The organism is Streptomyces sp. NPDC045431 (genome assembly GCF_040646655.1).
In the GTDB taxonomy this organism is placed as follows: domain Bacteria; phylum Actinomycetota; class Actinomycetes; order Streptomycetales; family Streptomycetaceae; genus Streptomyces.
The window spans coordinates 797,239-811,946 of sequence record NZ_JBEZAQ010000001.1 but is presented as its reverse complement, the minus strand read 5'-3'; the positions used below and the strand labels follow the sequence as shown (position 1 = coordinate 811,946).

The 14,708-nt window shown below is 71.0% G+C and carries 13 protein-coding genes; 8 read left to right on the top strand and 5 right to left on the bottom strand.

Features of this window, described 5'->3' with window-relative positions; genetic code table 11:
- Positions 1-47 precede the first annotated feature (47 nt).
- Together sufB and AB0A69_RS03600 are read right to left on the bottom strand one after the other, a co-directional pair.
- Positions 48-1,463 (bottom strand): Fe-S cluster assembly protein SufB, encoded by a 1,416-nt coding sequence (gene sufB, locus AB0A69_RS03605; RefSeq protein WP_355360177.1) that lies wholly within the window; start codon positions 1,461-1,463, stop codon positions 48-50.
- On the bottom strand, positions 1,460-2,191 hold the full coding sequence (locus AB0A69_RS03600) for a metalloregulator ArsR/SmtB family transcription factor (protein ID WP_361414844.1): 732 nt from the start codon (positions 2,189-2,191) through the stop codon (positions 1,460-1,462). The genes sufB and AB0A69_RS03600 overlap by 4 nt, the downstream gene beginning before the upstream one ends.
- A 226-nt stretch (positions 2,192-2,417) precedes the next feature.
- Between AB0A69_RS03600 and AB0A69_RS03595 the strand changes: the two genes are divergently transcribed.
- From AB0A69_RS03595 to AB0A69_RS03585, 3 genes are all read left to right on the top strand, one after another.
- Complete coding sequence (locus tag AB0A69_RS03595; RefSeq protein ID WP_361414842.1) at positions 2,418-3,344, top strand: ABC transporter ATP-binding protein; 927 nt, start codon at positions 2,418-2,420, stop codon at positions 3,342-3,344.
- The gene (locus AB0A69_RS03590; RefSeq protein WP_361414840.1) at positions 3,341-4,108 is read left to right on the top strand and encodes an ABC transporter permease; all 768 of its coding nucleotides are present in this window, start codon (positions 3,341-3,343) and stop codon (positions 4,106-4,108) included. The genes AB0A69_RS03595 and AB0A69_RS03590 overlap by 4 nt, the downstream gene beginning before the upstream one ends.
- 65 nt (positions 4,109-4,173) lie before the next feature.
- On the top strand, positions 4,174-5,139 hold the full coding sequence (locus AB0A69_RS03585) for a COX15/CtaA family protein (protein ID WP_361414838.1): 966 nt from the start codon (positions 4,174-4,176) through the stop codon (positions 5,137-5,139).
- Positions 5,140-5,160: 21 nt separating this feature from the next.
- Here AB0A69_RS03585 and AB0A69_RS03580 read toward each other — a convergent pair whose 3' ends face one another.
- From AB0A69_RS03580 to AB0A69_RS03570, 3 genes are all read right to left on the bottom strand, one after another.
- Complete coding sequence (locus tag AB0A69_RS03580; protein WP_361414836.1) at positions 5,161-6,240, bottom strand: amidohydrolase; 1,080 nt, start codon at positions 6,238-6,240, stop codon at positions 5,161-5,163.
- A 90-nt stretch (positions 6,241-6,330) separates the two neighbouring features.
- The gene (locus AB0A69_RS03575) at positions 6,331-6,663 is read right to left on the bottom strand and encodes a hypothetical protein (protein WP_361414834.1); all 333 of its coding nucleotides are present in this window, start codon (positions 6,661-6,663) and stop codon (positions 6,331-6,333) included.
- Positions 6,664-6,708: 45 nt separating this feature from the next.
- On the bottom strand, positions 6,709-7,653 hold the full coding sequence (locus AB0A69_RS03570) for a heme o synthase (RefSeq protein ID WP_361414832.1): 945 nt from the start codon (positions 7,651-7,653) through the stop codon (positions 6,709-6,711).
- A gap of 378 nt (positions 7,654-8,031) precedes the next feature.
- Here AB0A69_RS03570 and tkt point away from each other — a divergent pair, with 378 nt between their 5' ends.
- The 5 genes from tkt to pgl are packed head-to-tail and all read left to right on the top strand — an operon-like array spanning position 8,032 to position 14,656.
- Entirely contained in the window at positions 8,032-10,119 is a 2,088-nt protein-coding gene (gene tkt, locus AB0A69_RS03565) for a transketolase (RefSeq protein ID WP_361414830.1), read from the top strand.
- A 34-nt stretch (positions 10,120-10,153) separates the two neighbouring features.
- Positions 10,154-11,272 carry a transaldolase gene (gene tal / locus AB0A69_RS03560; protein ID WP_361414828.1) on the top strand — a complete coding sequence of 373 codons (1,119 nt, stop codon included), beginning with the start codon at positions 10,154-10,156 and terminating at the stop codon, positions 11,270-11,272.
- A 5-nt stretch (positions 11,273-11,277) separates the two neighbouring features.
- Positions 11,278-12,810, top strand: a complete 1,533-nt coding sequence (gene zwf / locus AB0A69_RS03555) for a glucose-6-phosphate dehydrogenase (protein ID WP_361414826.1) — start codon at positions 11,278-11,280, stop codon at positions 12,808-12,810.
- The gene (gene opcA, locus AB0A69_RS03550) at positions 12,807-13,877 is read left to right on the top strand and encodes a glucose-6-phosphate dehydrogenase assembly protein OpcA (protein WP_361414824.1); all 1,071 of its coding nucleotides are present in this window, start codon (positions 12,807-12,809) and stop codon (positions 13,875-13,877) included. The genes zwf and opcA overlap by 4 nt, the downstream gene beginning before the upstream one ends.
- Positions 13,874-14,656, top strand: coding sequence for a 6-phosphogluconolactonase (gene pgl / locus AB0A69_RS03545; RefSeq protein WP_361414822.1), 783 nt, complete (start codon positions 13,874-13,876; stop codon positions 14,654-14,656). The genes opcA and pgl overlap by 4 nt, the downstream gene beginning before the upstream one ends.
- The last annotated feature ends 52 nt before the right edge of the window (positions 14,657-14,708 follow it).

The following is a 14,708-nucleotide window of genomic DNA, read 5'->3' as shown; positions in this document are numbered from 1 at the left end:
GTTGCTCTCTTCCTACGTAAAGACTGGTACGGACGGCGGGGGCGGCGTCAGCCGACCGCACCCTCCATCTGCAGCTCGATCAGCCGGTTGAGCTCCAGCGCGTACTCCATCGGCAGCTCCTTGGCGATCGGCTCGACGAAGCCGCGCACGATCATCGCCATCGCCTCGTCCTCCGACAGGCCGCGGCTCATCAGGTAGAAGAGCTGGTCCTCGGAGACCTTGGAGACGGTCGCCTCGTGGCCCATGGACACATCGTCCTCGCGCACGTCGACGTACGGGTACGTGTCGGAGCGGGAGATCGTGTCGACGAGCAGGGCGTCGCAGAGCACGTTCGACTTGGAGCCCGGGGCGCCCTCACCGATCTCGATGAGACCGCGGTAGGAGGTGCGGCCGCCGCCTCGCGCCACCGACTTGGAGACGATGTTGGAGGAGGTGTTCGGGGCCATGTGGACCATCTTGGCGCCGGCGTCCTGGTGCTGGCCCTCGCCCGCGAAGGCGATGGAGAGGGTCTCGCCCTTGGCGTGCTCGCCCATCAGGTAGACGGCCGGGTACTTCATCGTCACCTTGGAGCCGATGTTGCCGTCGACCCACTCCATGGTCGCGCCCTCGTAGGCCACGGCACGCTTGGTGACCAGGTTGTAGACGTTGTTCGACCAGTTCTGGATCGTCGTGTAGCGGCAGCGGCCGCCCTTCTTGACGATGATCTCCACGACGGCGCTGTGCAGCGAGTCGGAGGAGTAGATCGGGGCGGTGCAGCCCTCGACGTAGTGGACGTAGGCGTCCTCGTCGACGATGATCAGCGTCCGCTCGAACTGGCCCATGTTCTCCGTGTTGATGCGGAAGTAGGCCTGGAGCGGGATGTCGACGTGCACGCCCTTCGGCACGTAGATGAAGGAGCCGCCGGACCACACCGCGGTGTTCAGCGACGCGAACTTGTTGTCGCCGACCGGGATGACCGTGCCGAAGTACTCCTGGAAGAGCTCCGGGTGCTCCTTGAGCGCGGTGTCCGTGTCGAGGAAGATCACGCCCTGCGCCTCCAGGTCCTCGCGGATCTGGTGGTACACGACCTCGGACTCGTACTGGGCGGCGACACCGGCGACGAGGCGCTGCTTCTCCGCCTCCGGGATGCCGAGCTTGTCGTACGTGTTCTTGATGTCCTCGGGCAGGTCCTCCCAGGAAGCGGCCTGCTTCTCGGTGGACCGGACGAAGTACTTGATGTTGTCGAAGTCGATGCCCGACAGGTCGGAGCCCCAGTTCGGCATGGGCTTCTTGTCGAAGAGGCGCAGACCCTTGAGGCGGAGCTTCAGCATCCACTCGGGCTCGTTCTTCTTCGCGGAGATGTCGCGGACGACGTCCTCGGAGAGACCGCGCTTGGCGGTGGCGCCGGCGGCGTCCGGGTCGGCCCAGCCATACTCGTACCGACCCAGGCCCTCGAGCTCGGGGTGGCTGATCTCGGTGGTCATGCGGGGTTCCTCCCGGCCGTGCTTGCGGATGCTGATGGTGTGGTGTGCGTGGTGTGCGGGATGTACGTCGTGCAGACCCCGTCGCCGTGGGCGATGGTCGCCAGTCTCTGCACGTGCGTCCCGAGCAGCCGGCTGAAGACCTCGGTCTCCGCCTCGCACAGCTGCGGGTACCGCTCGGCGACGTGGGCCACCGGGCAGTGGTGCTGGCACAGCTGCTGTCCGACCGGCGCGTTGCGCGCCGTGGCAGCGTACCCGTCGGCGCTCAGCGCCTTGGCGAGCGCCTCCGCGCGGTCCTCGGGCGCCGCGGCCTCGACGGCCTCGCGGTACGCCTCCGCCTGGGCCTCGATCCGGTCGCGCGCGAACGCGGCGACGGCGGCTTCCCCGCCCGCGTTCCGCTCGATCCAGCGCAGGGCCTCGACGGCGAGCGTGTCGTACGACTGGTCGAAGGCGTCCCGGCCGCCGTCCGTCAGGGCGAACACCTTGGCCGGGCGGCCGCGCGTGCGCGCGCCGTAGACGCGCTGCTCGCGCGGGGCGACGACGTCGTCGGCGACGAGCGCGTCGAGATGGCGGCGGACGGCGGCCTGAGTGAGGCCGAGCCGCTGCGCCAGCTCGGCCACCGTGGACGGCCCGTGGTCCAGGATGGACCGCGCGACCCGGTTGCGCGTGGAGCGCTCCCCGGTCGCGAGCTCCTCCGCTGGAGCCTGCTGGGCGTGGCCGACGTTTTTCACAACGCCATTGTTGCGTAATTCGCGAGAGAGTGACAAGCGACGTCCTGACCAGTGGACGGTGCTCTGCGTCACTAAGGGAAGCCTCACCTGACCTGCGGAAACGATCATTGGTGGGATGATTTCCAGCCACCCGCCGCACCTGCCCGGCGCCCCTCTGACCGGCCCTTTCGAGCCCCCGCGGGGGCCTGTGGACCGGAGGGCGCCACGAGCTCTTTAGACTTCCCGCATGCGATACGAGTCCGTCGTACGGGTCCAGGGCCTCGTCAAGCGGTACGGGACCAAGACCGCCGTCGACGGCCTCGACCTCGACGTCCGCGCGGGCGGCGTGACCGCCGTCCTCGGGCCCAACGGCGCCGGCAAGACCACCACCATCGAGACCTGCGAGGGCTACCGCCGCCCCGACGCCGGCACCGTGCGCGTCCTCGGGCTCGACCCCGTCGCCGACGCCGCGCGCCTGCGGCCCCGCATCGGGGTGATGCTCCAGTCCGGCGGCGTCTACTCCGGCGCCCGCGCCGACGAGATGCTCCGCCACATGGCGAAACTCCACGCCCACCCCCTGGACGTCGACGCGCTGATCGAACGCCTCGGGCTCGGCTCCTGCGGCCGTACGACGTACCGCCGCCTCTCCGGGGGGCAGCAGCAGCGCCTCGCGCTCGCGATGGCGGTGGTCGGGCGGCCCGAGCTGGTCTTCCTGGACGAGCCGACCGCGGGCCTCGACCCGCAGGCCCGCCGCTCCACCTGGGACCTGGTGCGCGAGCTGCGCGCCGACGGGGTCACCACCGTCCTGACGACGCACTTCATGGACGAGGCGGAGGAGCTCGCCGACGACATAGCGATCATCGACGGGGGCCGGGTCGTCGCCCAGGGCAGCCCCGAGGAGCTGTGCCGCGGCGGCGCCGAGAACACCCTGCGCTTCACCGGCCGTCCCGGCCTGGACCTCGGCTCGCTGCTCAAGGCGCTGCCGGACGGGACCGCCGCCGCGGAGCTGACGCCGGGCGCGTACCGGATCAGCGGCACGGTCGACCCCCAGCTGCTCGCCACGGTGACCACCTGGTGCGCGCAGCACGGGGTGATGCCCGACCGCATCTCGGTCGAGCGCCACACCCTCGAAGACGTCTTCCTGACCCTGACCGGCAAGGAGCTGCGCGCATGAGCGCCGGGACCTACACGCCCAAGCCCGGAGCGGCGCCGATCGGCCGGATGATCGCGGCGCAGGCGGCGCTGGAGACGAAGATGCTGCTGCGCAACGGCGAACAGCTGCTGCTCACGGTCGTCATCCCGTCGCTGCTGCTGGTGCTGTTCTCGACCGTCGACATCGTCGACACCGGGAGCGGCGAGGCCGTGGACTTCCTCGCGCCGGGCGTGCTGGCGCTCGCCGTGATGTCGACCGCCTTCACCGGGCAGGCCATCGCGACCGGCTTCGAGCGGCGGTACGGCGTGCTCAAGCGGCTCGGCGCGTCGCCGCTGCCGCGCTGGGCGCTGATGACCGCCAAGACGCTCTCCGTCCTGGTGACGGAGGTGCTCCAGATCGTGCTCCTGACGGTGATCGCGCTGGCGCTCGGCTGGTCGCCGCAGGGCGGCCCGTTCTCCGTGCTCCTGCTGCTCGTCCTCGGTACGGCCGCCTTCTCGGGGCTCGGGCTGCTGATGGCCGGCACGCTGAAGGCGGAGGCGACGCTGGCGGCGGCCAACCTGGTGTTCCTGCTGCTGCTGGTGGGCGGCGGGGTCGTCGTACCGCTGGAGAAGTTCCCGGACGCGGCGCGCGCGGCGCTGGAGCTGCTGCCGATCTCGGCGCTGTCGGAGGGCCTGCGGGACGTGCTCCAGCAGGGTGCGCCGATGCCGTGGGGCGCGGCCGGGATCCTGGCGGCATGGGCGGTGCTGGGGCTGGGCGCGGCGGCACGTTTCTTCCGCTGGGAGTAGACCCGGGAGAGAACCGGACACCCCTCGTGAATCCATGCACAAGCGGGCACCTACGATAGGGAACCGTGTTGACCCCCCTCGCCTTCATCGCCCAGCGCTGGACCCCCTCCCCCCGCACGGTCCGGCGCGCCGCGCTCGCCGCCGTCGTGATGAGCGTCGTCATCATCGTCACGGGCGGCGCGGTCCGGCTCACCGGCTCCGGTCTCGGCTGCGACACCTGGCCCAAGTGCACGGACGACAGCCTCTTCGCCACGCCCGCCCAGGGCATCCACGGCGCCATCGAGTTCGGCAACCGCATGCTGACGTACGTCCTGTCGGCGGCGGTCGGCTGGGCGATCATCGCGGCGCGCTCCACCAAGCCGTGGCGGCGCGGGCTGACCCGGCTCGGCTGGGCGCAGTTCTGGGTGGTGATGGTCAACGCGGTCCTCGGCGGCATCACCGTGTGGATGGGCCTCAACCCGTGGACCGTCGCGGGGCACTTCCTCGCCGCGAACGCGCTGCTCACGGTCACCGTGCTCACCTGGGTGCGCGCCGGCGAGGGCGACGGCCCCCAGCGGCCGCGCGTCCCGGGGCCGGTGCGCAAGCTCGGCTGGGCGCTGGTCGTCGTGTCGGGGCTGCTGATCGCCGCCGGGACGACGGTGACGGGCTCCGGCAAGCACGCGGGCGACAGCAGTGACGTGCCGCGCATGCCGTTCGACTTCTCGACGATGGCCCACCTCCACGCGATCTTCGCCTGGGTGGTGTGCGCGCTGGCGCTGGCGATGTTCTTCGTCCTGCGCGTGGTGGACGCCCCGGACGACACCCGGGCGCGCGCCCGCGACCTGCTGCTGGTGCTGCTGCTCCAGGGCGGCGTCGGCTATGTGCAGTACTTCACCGGGGTGCCGGAGGTCCTGGTGGGCCTGCACATGCTGGGCTCGTCGCTGATGTGGATCGCGGTGCTGCGCCTGGCGCTGAGCCTGCGCGAGCGGCCGTCGGCCACCCCGGACATCCCCGCCCCCCAGCAGGCCGGCCCGGCGCTGACCGCCGCCTAGGCCTGATCCGAAAGACAGGCCCTAACCGAGCCCGTACACCCGGCGGGCGTTGCCCGCCGCGATCATCCCGGCGACCCGTTGCGCGTCCGTACGGGTCCACGCGCCGGCGTACACCCAGTCGTCCAGTACGCGCCCGAGCGCCTCGGCGAACACCCGCGCACCCACCACGTGCAGCTCGGGCAGGCCGCGGGCGCCGCTGGAGAAGAGGAGCTTGCCGAACGGCGCGAGCTCCAGGGTCTCCGCCAGCACGGCGGCGGCCCTGGGGCCGGTCTGGGCGAGGGCGGCGCCGAGGTCGGCGTACACATGGGGGAAGACGCTCGTCAGATGGGCGGCGTGCCGGTGGTACGGGTAGCCGTGCAGCAGCACCAGGTCCGTGCCGAGGCCGCTGGTGGCGGCGGCGAAGTCGCCGAGGCGTATCGGGTCGTCGACGCCGACGTACAGCTGGAGCGGCCGTCCGGAGGCGACGGCGATCCACAGCAGGTGGCGCAGCAGGACCGGATCGGTGAGCGGATCCCCGACGCGGCGCCCCGCCAGCCAGCGTCCGGCCGCGCCGCGCACCTCGCCGGGTCCGGGCGGGTCGGGTGCGAGGGCCAGCCCGTGCCGTACGGCGGCGACGGAGGCGAAGGCGACGGCGGAGACGGCCGCGCCGTGGACGGCCTCGGCGAGATTGGCGAGGAGCCCGTCGACGGTGCCGGAGGTGTCGGCGACCTGCTGGGCGAGCGGTTCGAGGCGGACGATCTCACGGACCTCGGCGTCAGCCGTGGCGGCCATGTCCACCGGACCGGTGAGGTCGCCGGGCGGTCCGGTGTCCACCAGATAGGTGGAGATCCCGGTGGACCGCAGGAGCCGCCGACCCGCTTCGAGGGCACCGAGCTCGCGGCGGCGGGCCAGATAGCGGGCGGGTGAGCAGTGCGGCTCCAGGCCGAGGAGCGGCGGGCACCAGCGCCGTACCGCGAAGCCGGTCTGGGTGTCGAAGAACGTGGTGCCGGGCGCGGGCAGGCCCGCGGCCCTGCCGAGGTGGGCCTCGAACGTGCCGAGGCCCAGTTCCGTGCGGAGCACCCCGTGGCAGTACTGGTCCACCAGCGACGGGGTGTCGAGCATGGCGGGGGCTCCCTGCGGTGGACGCGTCCGATGGACCTTCACAGGTCCTAACGGGTGAACCCCGCGCAAGGTGTTGCCTCCGGCGGCGGGTCAGTCGCCGGCCGGGCCGTTGGACGGGCCGCCGACCTGGATACCGGCCATCCGGGTCCACTCGTACGGGCCGGTGCGCACCTTCGCCGCGAAGTCGCCGTCGAAGGTCTCGTGGAGCGTGAGCCCGGCCTTCTCGGCGGCGCTCTTCGCGACCTCGTGGGTGGGCGCGACGAGGTCGCCCCAGCCGCCGTCCTCGCCGACGAGCACGATGCGGGTGCCCATCTGGCCGATGTACGCCAGCTGACCCTCGGCACCGCCGTGCTGCTTGGAGAACGCCTGGATCTGCTTGGCGAGCTTCGAGGCCCTGCGCTCCGCCTGCTTGGTGTCTGCCATGACTGGAATGCTACCGACCAGTAGCCGACCTGGCCAGATCCCCGCTCACTTCAGGAACGGGTCCACCGCGACGGCCACGAAGAGCAGCGAGACGTAGGTGATGGACCAGTGGAAGAGGCGCATCTCCTTGAGCTTGGCGCCCGTCTCCCCCGCCTTCGCGCGGGCCTGGAGCGCGTGCGCCTCCCACAGCCACCAGCCGCCCGTGGCCAGCGCCACCGCGGTGTAGAACCAGCCGGTGTAGCCGAGCGGCGTCAGCAGCAGGGAGACGGCGACCATCACCCAGCTGTAGAGGACGATCTGCCGGGCCACCACCTTGTTGGAGGCGACGACCGGGAGCATGGGCACGCCCACGCGGGCGTAGTCCTCCTTCACCTTCATCGACAGCGGCCAGTAGTGCGGCGGCGTCCAGAAGAAGATGACGAGGAAGAGGATGACCGCGGCCCAGGACATCGAATTCGTCACGGCCGACCAGCCGATGAGCACGGGCATGCAGCCGGCGATACCGCCCCACACGATGTTCTGCGCGGTACGGCGCTTGAGGATCATCGTGTAGACGACGACGTAGAAGAGCAGGGCGCCGAGCGACAGCCAGGCCGAGAGCCAGTTGACGAGCAGGCCGAACCAGAGCGTGGAGACCACCGCGAGGGTGAGGCCGAAGACCAGGCCCTCGCGCGGCGAGACCATGCCGGTGACCAGCGGACGCTGCGACGTACGGTCCATCAGGGCATCGATGTCGCGGTCGATGTACATGTTCAGCGCGTTCGCGCCACCGGCCGAGAGGTAACCGCCGAGGCAGGTGGCGAGCACCAGCCACAGGTCCGGCACCCCCTGCTCGGCGAGGAACATCACCGGCACCGTGGTGATCAGCAGCAGCTCGATGATCCGCGGCTTGGTCAGCGCCACGAACGCCTTGACGCGGGCCCCGAATGGCCGCTTGCCGGTGCTCGGTGCTCCAAGCACACCCGCCGGACGGGATTCGACGGCCGTCACGCACACCCCTGACAGAGACTCCCAGCGAGTCGCACCGGACGTGACGACGTAAGGCCGTGAAGGGCCGGTAAGGACTCGCGCGTACCACGCCACTCTAGACGTTGCCCATACCTCGCCCTCCGCCGGGGTGGGCCGTGTTGGGGAGGGTGCAGCAAAGGGCCTGGATGGCGCTCGATTGAGCACTCGGGTGAGCGCCTCCGTATTCATTTGCCGAACACCGAAAGGGCCCGTCGGGAGGCGGGGATCTTCGGGGGACCACACTCTGGAATGACCCGAAAAAATGCGCGTTCTCACGGGGGTAGGCTCGACGACAGCCGGTGAGATCGACGTCACCGGCATTCGACATGTGGAACATGTGGAGAGGAGCCCTGACCCAGGGTGAGCACCAAGCCGACCACCACAGACCTCGAGTGGACCGAATTGGACCAGCGGGCCGTAGACACCGCCCGCATCCTGGCCGCGGACGCCGTACAGAAGGTCGGCAACGGCCATCCCGGTACGGCCATGAGCCTGGCCCCCGCCGCGTACACCCTCTTCCAGAAGGTGATGCGGCACGATCCCTCGGACGCCGACTGGACCGGCCGTGACCGGTTCGTGCTGTCCGCGGGCCACTCCTCGCTGACGCTCTACACCCAGCTGTACCTGGCCGGCTTCGGCCTGGAGCTGGACGACCTGAAGGCGTTCCGCACCTGGGGCTCGAAGACGCCGGGCCACCCGGAGTACGGACACACGGTCGGCGTGGAGACCACGACGGGGCCGCTGGGCCAGGGTGTCGCCAACGCCGTGGGCATGGCGATGGCCGCGCGCTACGAGCGGGGTCTGTTCGACCCGGAGGCCGCGCCGGGCACGTCGCCGTTCGACCACTTCGTCTACTGCATCGCCGGCGACGGCTGCCTCCAGGAGGGCATCTCCGCGGAGGCGTCCTCGACGGCCGGGCACCAGAAGCTCGGCAACCTGATCCTGCTGTGGGACGACAACCACATCTCGATCGAGGGCGACACCGAGACCGCCGTGTCCGAGGACACGATGAAGCGGTACGAGGCGTACGGCTGGCACGTGCAGCGCGTCGAGCCCAAGGAGAACGGCGACCTCGACCCGCAGGCGCTGTTCGACGCCATCCAGGCCGCCAAGGCCGAGACCGAGCGCCCGTCGTTCATCGCGATGCGCTCGATCATCGCCTGGCCCGCGCCGAACGCGCAGAACACCGAGGCCTCGCACGGCTCGGCCCTCGGCGACGAGGAGGTCGCGGCCACCAAGCGCGTCCTGGGCTTCGACCCGGAGAAGACCTTCGAGGTGGCCGACGAGGTCATCGCGCACGCCCGCGAGGCCGTGGACCGCGGCCGCGAGGCCCGTGCCGCCTGGGAGAAGCAGTTCGAGGAGTGGCGCTCCGCCAACCCCGAGCGCGCCGCCGAGTTCGACCGGATCGCCGCGGGCGAGCTGCCGGCGGGCTGGGAGGAGAAGCTCCCGGTGTTCGAGCCCGGCAAGGGCATCGCCACCCGCGCCGCCTCCGGCAAGGTGCTCCAGGCGCTCGGCGGGGTCATCCCCGAGCTGTGGGGCGGCTCCGCCGACCTCGCCGGCTCGAACAACACGACGATCGACAAGACGTCGTCGTTCCTGCCGAAGGGCAACCCGCTGCCGGAGGCCGACCCGTACGGCCGGACCATCCACTTCGGTATCCGCGAGCACGCGATGGCCGCCGAGATGAACGGCATCGCGCTGCACGGCAACACCCGGATCTTCGGCGGCACCTTCCTGGTGTTCTCCGACTACATGCGCAACGCCGTCCGTCTCTCCGCGCTGATGCACCTGCCGGTGACGTACGTGTGGACGCACGACTCGATCGGCCTCGGCGAGGACGGCCCGACGCACCAGCCGGTGGAGCACCTGGCCTCGCTGCGCGCCATCCCGGGCCTGAACGTCGTGCGCCCGGCGGACGCCAACGAGACGTCGATCGCGTGGCGCGAGATCCTGCGCCGCTGGACCAAGGAGTTCGGCAAGGGCGCCCCGCACGGCCTCGCGCTGACGCGCCAGGGCGTGCCCACGTACGAGTGGAACGACGACGCCGCGCGCGGCGGGTACGTGCTGTTCGACGCCGACGGCGGTGAGCCGCAGGTCGTCCTGATCGGTACGGGCTCCGAGGTCCACCTCTGCGTCGAGGCGCGCGAGCAGCTGCAGGCCGCCGGCATCCCGACCCGCGTGGTGTCGATGCCGTCCGTCGAGTGGTTCGAGGAGCAGGACCAGGGGTACCGGGATGCCGTGCTGCCGCCGTCGGTGAAGGCGCGGGTCGCGGTCGAGGCCGGGATCGGCCTGACCTGGCACCGGTACGTGGGCGACGCGGGCCGCATCGTCTCGCTGGAGCACTTCGGTGCCTCGGCGGACGGGAAGGTCCTCTTCCGCGAGTACGGCTTCACCGCCGACAACGTGGCCGCCGCCGCGCGGGAATCGATCGAAGCCGCAGCGCGCTGACGCCGGTATACGACAAGTAGGAGATGCAACTCTCATGACAGACGCACTCAAGCGCCTCTCCGACGAAGGCGTCGCGATCTGGCTGGACGACCTTTCGCGCAAGCGGATCACCTCCGGCAACCTGGCCGAGCTGATCGACCAGAGCCACGTCGTGGGCGTCACCACGAACCCCTCGATCTTCCAGAAGGCGATCTCCGAGGGCCACGGTTACGACCGGCAGCTGGAGGACCTCGCCGCCCGCGAGGTCACCGTCGAGGAAGCCATCCGCATGATCACGACGGCGGACGTCCGCGACGCCGCCGACATCCTGCGCCCGGTCTTCGACGCCACGCAGGGCCAGGACGGCCGGGTGTCGATCGAGGTCGACCCGCGCCTGGCGCACAACACCAAGGCGACGGTCGCCGAGGCGAAGCAGTTGGCGTGGCTGGTGGACCGGCCGAACACGCTTATCAAGATCCCGGCCACCCAGGCGGGCCTGCCGGCGATCACCGAGGTCATCGGCCTGGGCATCAGCGTCAACGTCACGCTGATCTTCTCGCTGGAGCGCTACCGCGCGGTCATGGACGCGTACCTGGCCGGTCTGGAGAAGGCCAAGGAGCGCGGCCTGGACCTGTCGAAGATCCACTCGGTGGCGTCCTTCTTCGTGTCCCGCGTGGACACCGAGATCGACAAGCGGCTGGACTCGATCGGCACCGACGAGGCCAAGGCGCTGCGCGGCAAGGCCGCCCTCGCCAACGCCCGCCTGGCGTACGAGGCGTACGAGGAGGTCTTCTCCTCGGACCGCTGGGCCGCGCTGGACAAGGCGCAGGCCAACAAGCAGCGTCCGCTGTGGGCCTCGACCGGCGTCAAGGACCCGGCGTACAAGGACACGCTGTACGTCGACGAGCTGGTCGCGCCGGGCACGGTGAACACCATGCCGGAGGCCACCCTGGAGGCCACCGCCGACCACGGCGAGATCACCGGCAACACCATCGCGGGCACCTACGAGCAGGCGCGCGCGGACCTCGCCGCCCTCGCGAAGCTCGGCATCGGCTACGACGACGTGGTGCAGCTGCTGGAGGACGAGGGCGTCGACAAGTTCGAGGCGTCCTGGAACGACCTGCTCAAGTCGACCGAGGCGGAGCTCAAGCGCCTCGCACCTTCGGAGGCGTAAGAACATTGTCCGTTCTTCACGGAGCCAACCCGCTTCGTGACGCCGCAGACCGACGGCTCCCGCGCATCGCGGGGCCGTCGGGTCTGGTGATCTTCGGCGTCACGGGCGATTTGTCCCGTAAAAAGCTGATGCCCGCGGTCTATGACCTCGCGAACCGCGGCCTGCTCCCGCCGGGCTTCTCGCTGATCGGGTTCGCCCGCCGCGAGTGGGCCGACGAGGACTTCGCGGACGAGGTGTACCAGGCCGTCAAGCAGCACGCGCGCACGCCGTTCCGCGAGGAGGTCTGGCAGCAGCTGAGCCAGGGCATGCGCTTCGTCCAGGGCAACTTCGACGACAACGAAGCCTTCGAGACCCTCAAGAAGACGATGGAGGAGCTGGACCAGGCGCAGGGCACCGGGGGCAACTTCGCCTTCTACCTGTCCGTGCCGCCCAAGTTCTTCCCCGTCGTCGTCCAGCAGCTGAAGAAGCACGGGCTGGCCGACCAGAAGGAGGGCTGCTGGCGGCGCGCGGTCATCGAGAAGCCCTTCGGCCACGACCTGTCCTCCGCCAAGGAGCTCAACTCCATCGTCCACGAGGTGTTCGCCCCGGAGCAGGTCTTCCGGATCGACCACTACCTGGGCAAGGAGACCGTCCAGAACATCCTGGCGCTGCGGTTCGCCAACACGCTCTTCGAGCCGATCTGGAACCGGTCGTACGTCGACCACGTACAGATCACCATGGCCGAGGACATCGGCATCGGCGGCCGCGCCGGGTACTACGACGGCATCGGCGCCGCCCGTGACGTCATCCAGAACCACCTCCTCCAACTGCTCGCGCTGACCGCGATGGAGGAGCCCGCCTCCTTCGACGCGGACGCGCTCGCCGCCGAGAAGACCAAGGTGCTGGGTGCGGTGCGGCTGCCGAAGGACCTCGGCAAGTCGACCGTGCGCGCGCAGTACGCCGCGGGGTGGCAGGGCGGCGCACAGGCCGTCGGCTACCTGGAGGAGGAGGGCATCGACCCGAACTCCAAGACCGACACGTACGCCGCGATCAAGCTGGGGATCGACAACCGCCGCTGGGCGGGCGTCCCCTTCTACCTGCGCACCGGGAAGCGGCTGGGCCGCCGGGTCACCGAGATCGCGGTGGTCTTCCAGCGCGCCCCGCACTCCCCCTTCGACCACACCGCGACGGAGGAGCTCGGGCAGAACGCCCTGGTCATCCGCGTCCAGCCGGACGAGGGCGTGACCATGCGGTTCGGCTCCAAGGTGCCGGGCACCTCGATGGAGGTGCGGGACGTCTCGATGGACTTCGCGTACGGCGAGTCCTTCACGGAGTCCAGCCCGGAGGCGTACGAGCGGCTCATCCTCGACGTCCTGCTCGGCGACGCCAACCTCTTCCCGCGCACGGAGGAGGTCGAGCTGTCCTGGCAGATCCTCGACCCGATCGAGCAGTACTGGGACAAGCACGGCAAGCCGGCGCAGTACCAGGCCGGCACCTGGGGACCGGTCGAGGCGGACGAAATGCTCGCACGAGACGGACGGAGCTGGCGCCGGCCATGAAGATCGACCTTACGGACACCTCGTCTGGCAAGATCAACAAGGCCCTGGTGCAGGCGCGGCGGGCCATCGGCACGCCGGCCATCGGCATGGTGCTCACCCTGGTCATCGTCACCGACGAGGAGAACGCGTACGACGCGCTCAAGGCCGCCAACGAGGCGTCCCGCGAGCACCCCTCGCGCAAGCTCGTCGTCATCAAGCGGGTCTCGCGCTCGCCCCGGGACCGCGCCCAGGCGCGCCTGGACGCCGAGGTGCGGGTGGGAACCGCCGCCGGGACCGGCGAGACGGTGGTGCTGCGGCTGTACGGCGAGGTGATCAACCACGCCCAGTCGGTGGTGCTGCCGCTGCTGCTGCCGGACGCCCCGGTGGTGGTGTGGTGGCCGATCGACGCGCCGACCGACCCGGCGAACGACCCGCTGGGCGCCCTCGGGCAGCGGCGGGTCACCGACACCTACGCCGCCGAGCACCCCATCGAGGAGCTGAAGGGCCGCGCCGCCGCCTACACCCCGGGCGACACGGACCTGTCCTGGACGCGGATCACGCCGTGGCGCTCCATGCTGGCGGCGGCCCTGGACCAGATCGCGTGCGAGGTCACGTCGGCCGAGGTGGAGGGCGAGGAGTACAACCCGAGCGTCGAGCTGCTGGCCATGTGGCTGGCCGACCGGCTGAAGATCCCGGTGAAGCGGTCGGGTTCGCAGGGGCCGGGGCTCACCGCCGTCCGGCTGGCGACCGACTGCGGTCCGATCGTGCTGGACCGGGCGGACGGCTCGCTGGCCACCCTCTCCATCGAGGGGCAGCCGGACCGGGCGGTGGCGCTCAAGCGGCGTGAGACCTCCGAGCTGATCGCGGAGGAGCTGCGGCGCCTGGACCCGGACGACACGTACGCGTCGGCGCTGCGGTACGGCGTCGACCGGCTGGGGGCGCCGGCTGCCGCGGAGAAGCCCGCCGCGGACAAGGCGGACGAGTCCGCCGCTCAGGAGTCCGCCGCTCAGGAGCCGCCCAAGAAGGCGGCCCCGGAGAAGGCCGCGGGCGCGGCGAAGGCGCCGGCCAAGAAGGCGGCCGCCAAGTGAGCGCTCCGCAGCTGGTGGTCCACCGGGACAAGGAGCTGCTGGCGCAGGCCGCGGCGGCCCGGCTGATCACCAAGATCGTGGACGCCCAGTCCGCGCGGGGTTCCGCCTCGGTGGTCCTGACGGGTGGCCGCAACGGCAACGGGCTGCTCGCCGCGCTCGGCTCCTCCCCCGCCCGGGACGCGATCGACTGGTCGCGGCTCGACCTGTGGTGGGGTGACGAAAGGTTCCTGCCGGAGGGCGACCCGGACCGCAACGACACCCAGGCCCGCGCGGCCCTGCTGGACGCCGTCCCGCTGGACCCGGCGCGGGTGCACACCATGCCGGTGGCGGGCGGGGCGTACGGCTCGGACGCGGACGCGGCGGCCGCCGCCTACGCCGAGGAGCTGGCCGCGGCCGCCAGGCCCGACGACCACGGCCCGGTGCCGGCCTTCGACGTGCTGCTGCTGGGCGTGGGCCCGGACACCCATGTCGCCTCGCTCTTCCCGGAGCACCCGGCGACGCGCGAGACCGAGCGCACGGTGGTGGGCGTCCACGGCGCGCCCAAGCCGCCGCCGACCCGCATCTCGCTGACCTTCCCGGCGATCCGGGCGGCGCGCGAGGTGTGGCTGCTGGCGGCGGGCGAGGACAAGGCGAAGGCCGCGGCCATCGCCCTGTCGGGTGCGGGCGAGCTCCAGGCCCCGGCCGCCGGGGCGTACGGCCGCTCCCGCACCCTGTGGCTCCTGGACGCCGCGGCGGCCTCCCACCTGCCGCGCGCGCTGTACCCGCCGGCATCGCCCTGAGCCTGCGGGACGGACGGACAGACCGTAACGGCCCGGTTCACCGCGAGGTGGA

Excerpts from the sequence above, each read along its gene's own strand:
- AB0A69_RS03575 (WP_361414834.1), bottom strand. The coding sequence starts at position 6,663 with ATGGCAGACACCAAGCAGGCGGAGCGCAGGGCCTCGAAGCTCGCCAAG.
- sufB (WP_355360177.1), bottom strand. The coding sequence starts at position 1,463 with ATGACCACCGAGATCAGCCACCCCGAGCTCGAGGGCCTGGGTCGGTAC.
- opcA (WP_361414824.1), top strand. The coding sequence starts at position 12,807 with ATGAAGATCGACCTTACGGACACCTCGTCTGGCAAGATCAACAAGGCC.
- tal (WP_361414828.1), top strand. The coding sequence starts at position 10,154 with ATGACAGACGCACTCAAGCGCCTCTCCGACGAAGGCGTCGCGATCTGG.
- AB0A69_RS03595 (WP_361414842.1), top strand. The coding sequence starts at position 2,418 with ATGCGATACGAGTCCGTCGTACGGGTCCAGGGCCTCGTCAAGCGGTAC.
- AB0A69_RS03580 (WP_361414836.1), bottom strand. The coding sequence starts at position 6,240 with ATGCTCGACACCCCGTCGCTGGTGGACCAGTACTGCCACGGGGTGCTC.
- AB0A69_RS03590 (WP_361414840.1), top strand. The coding sequence starts at position 3,341 with ATGAGCGCCGGGACCTACACGCCCAAGCCCGGAGCGGCGCCGATCGGC.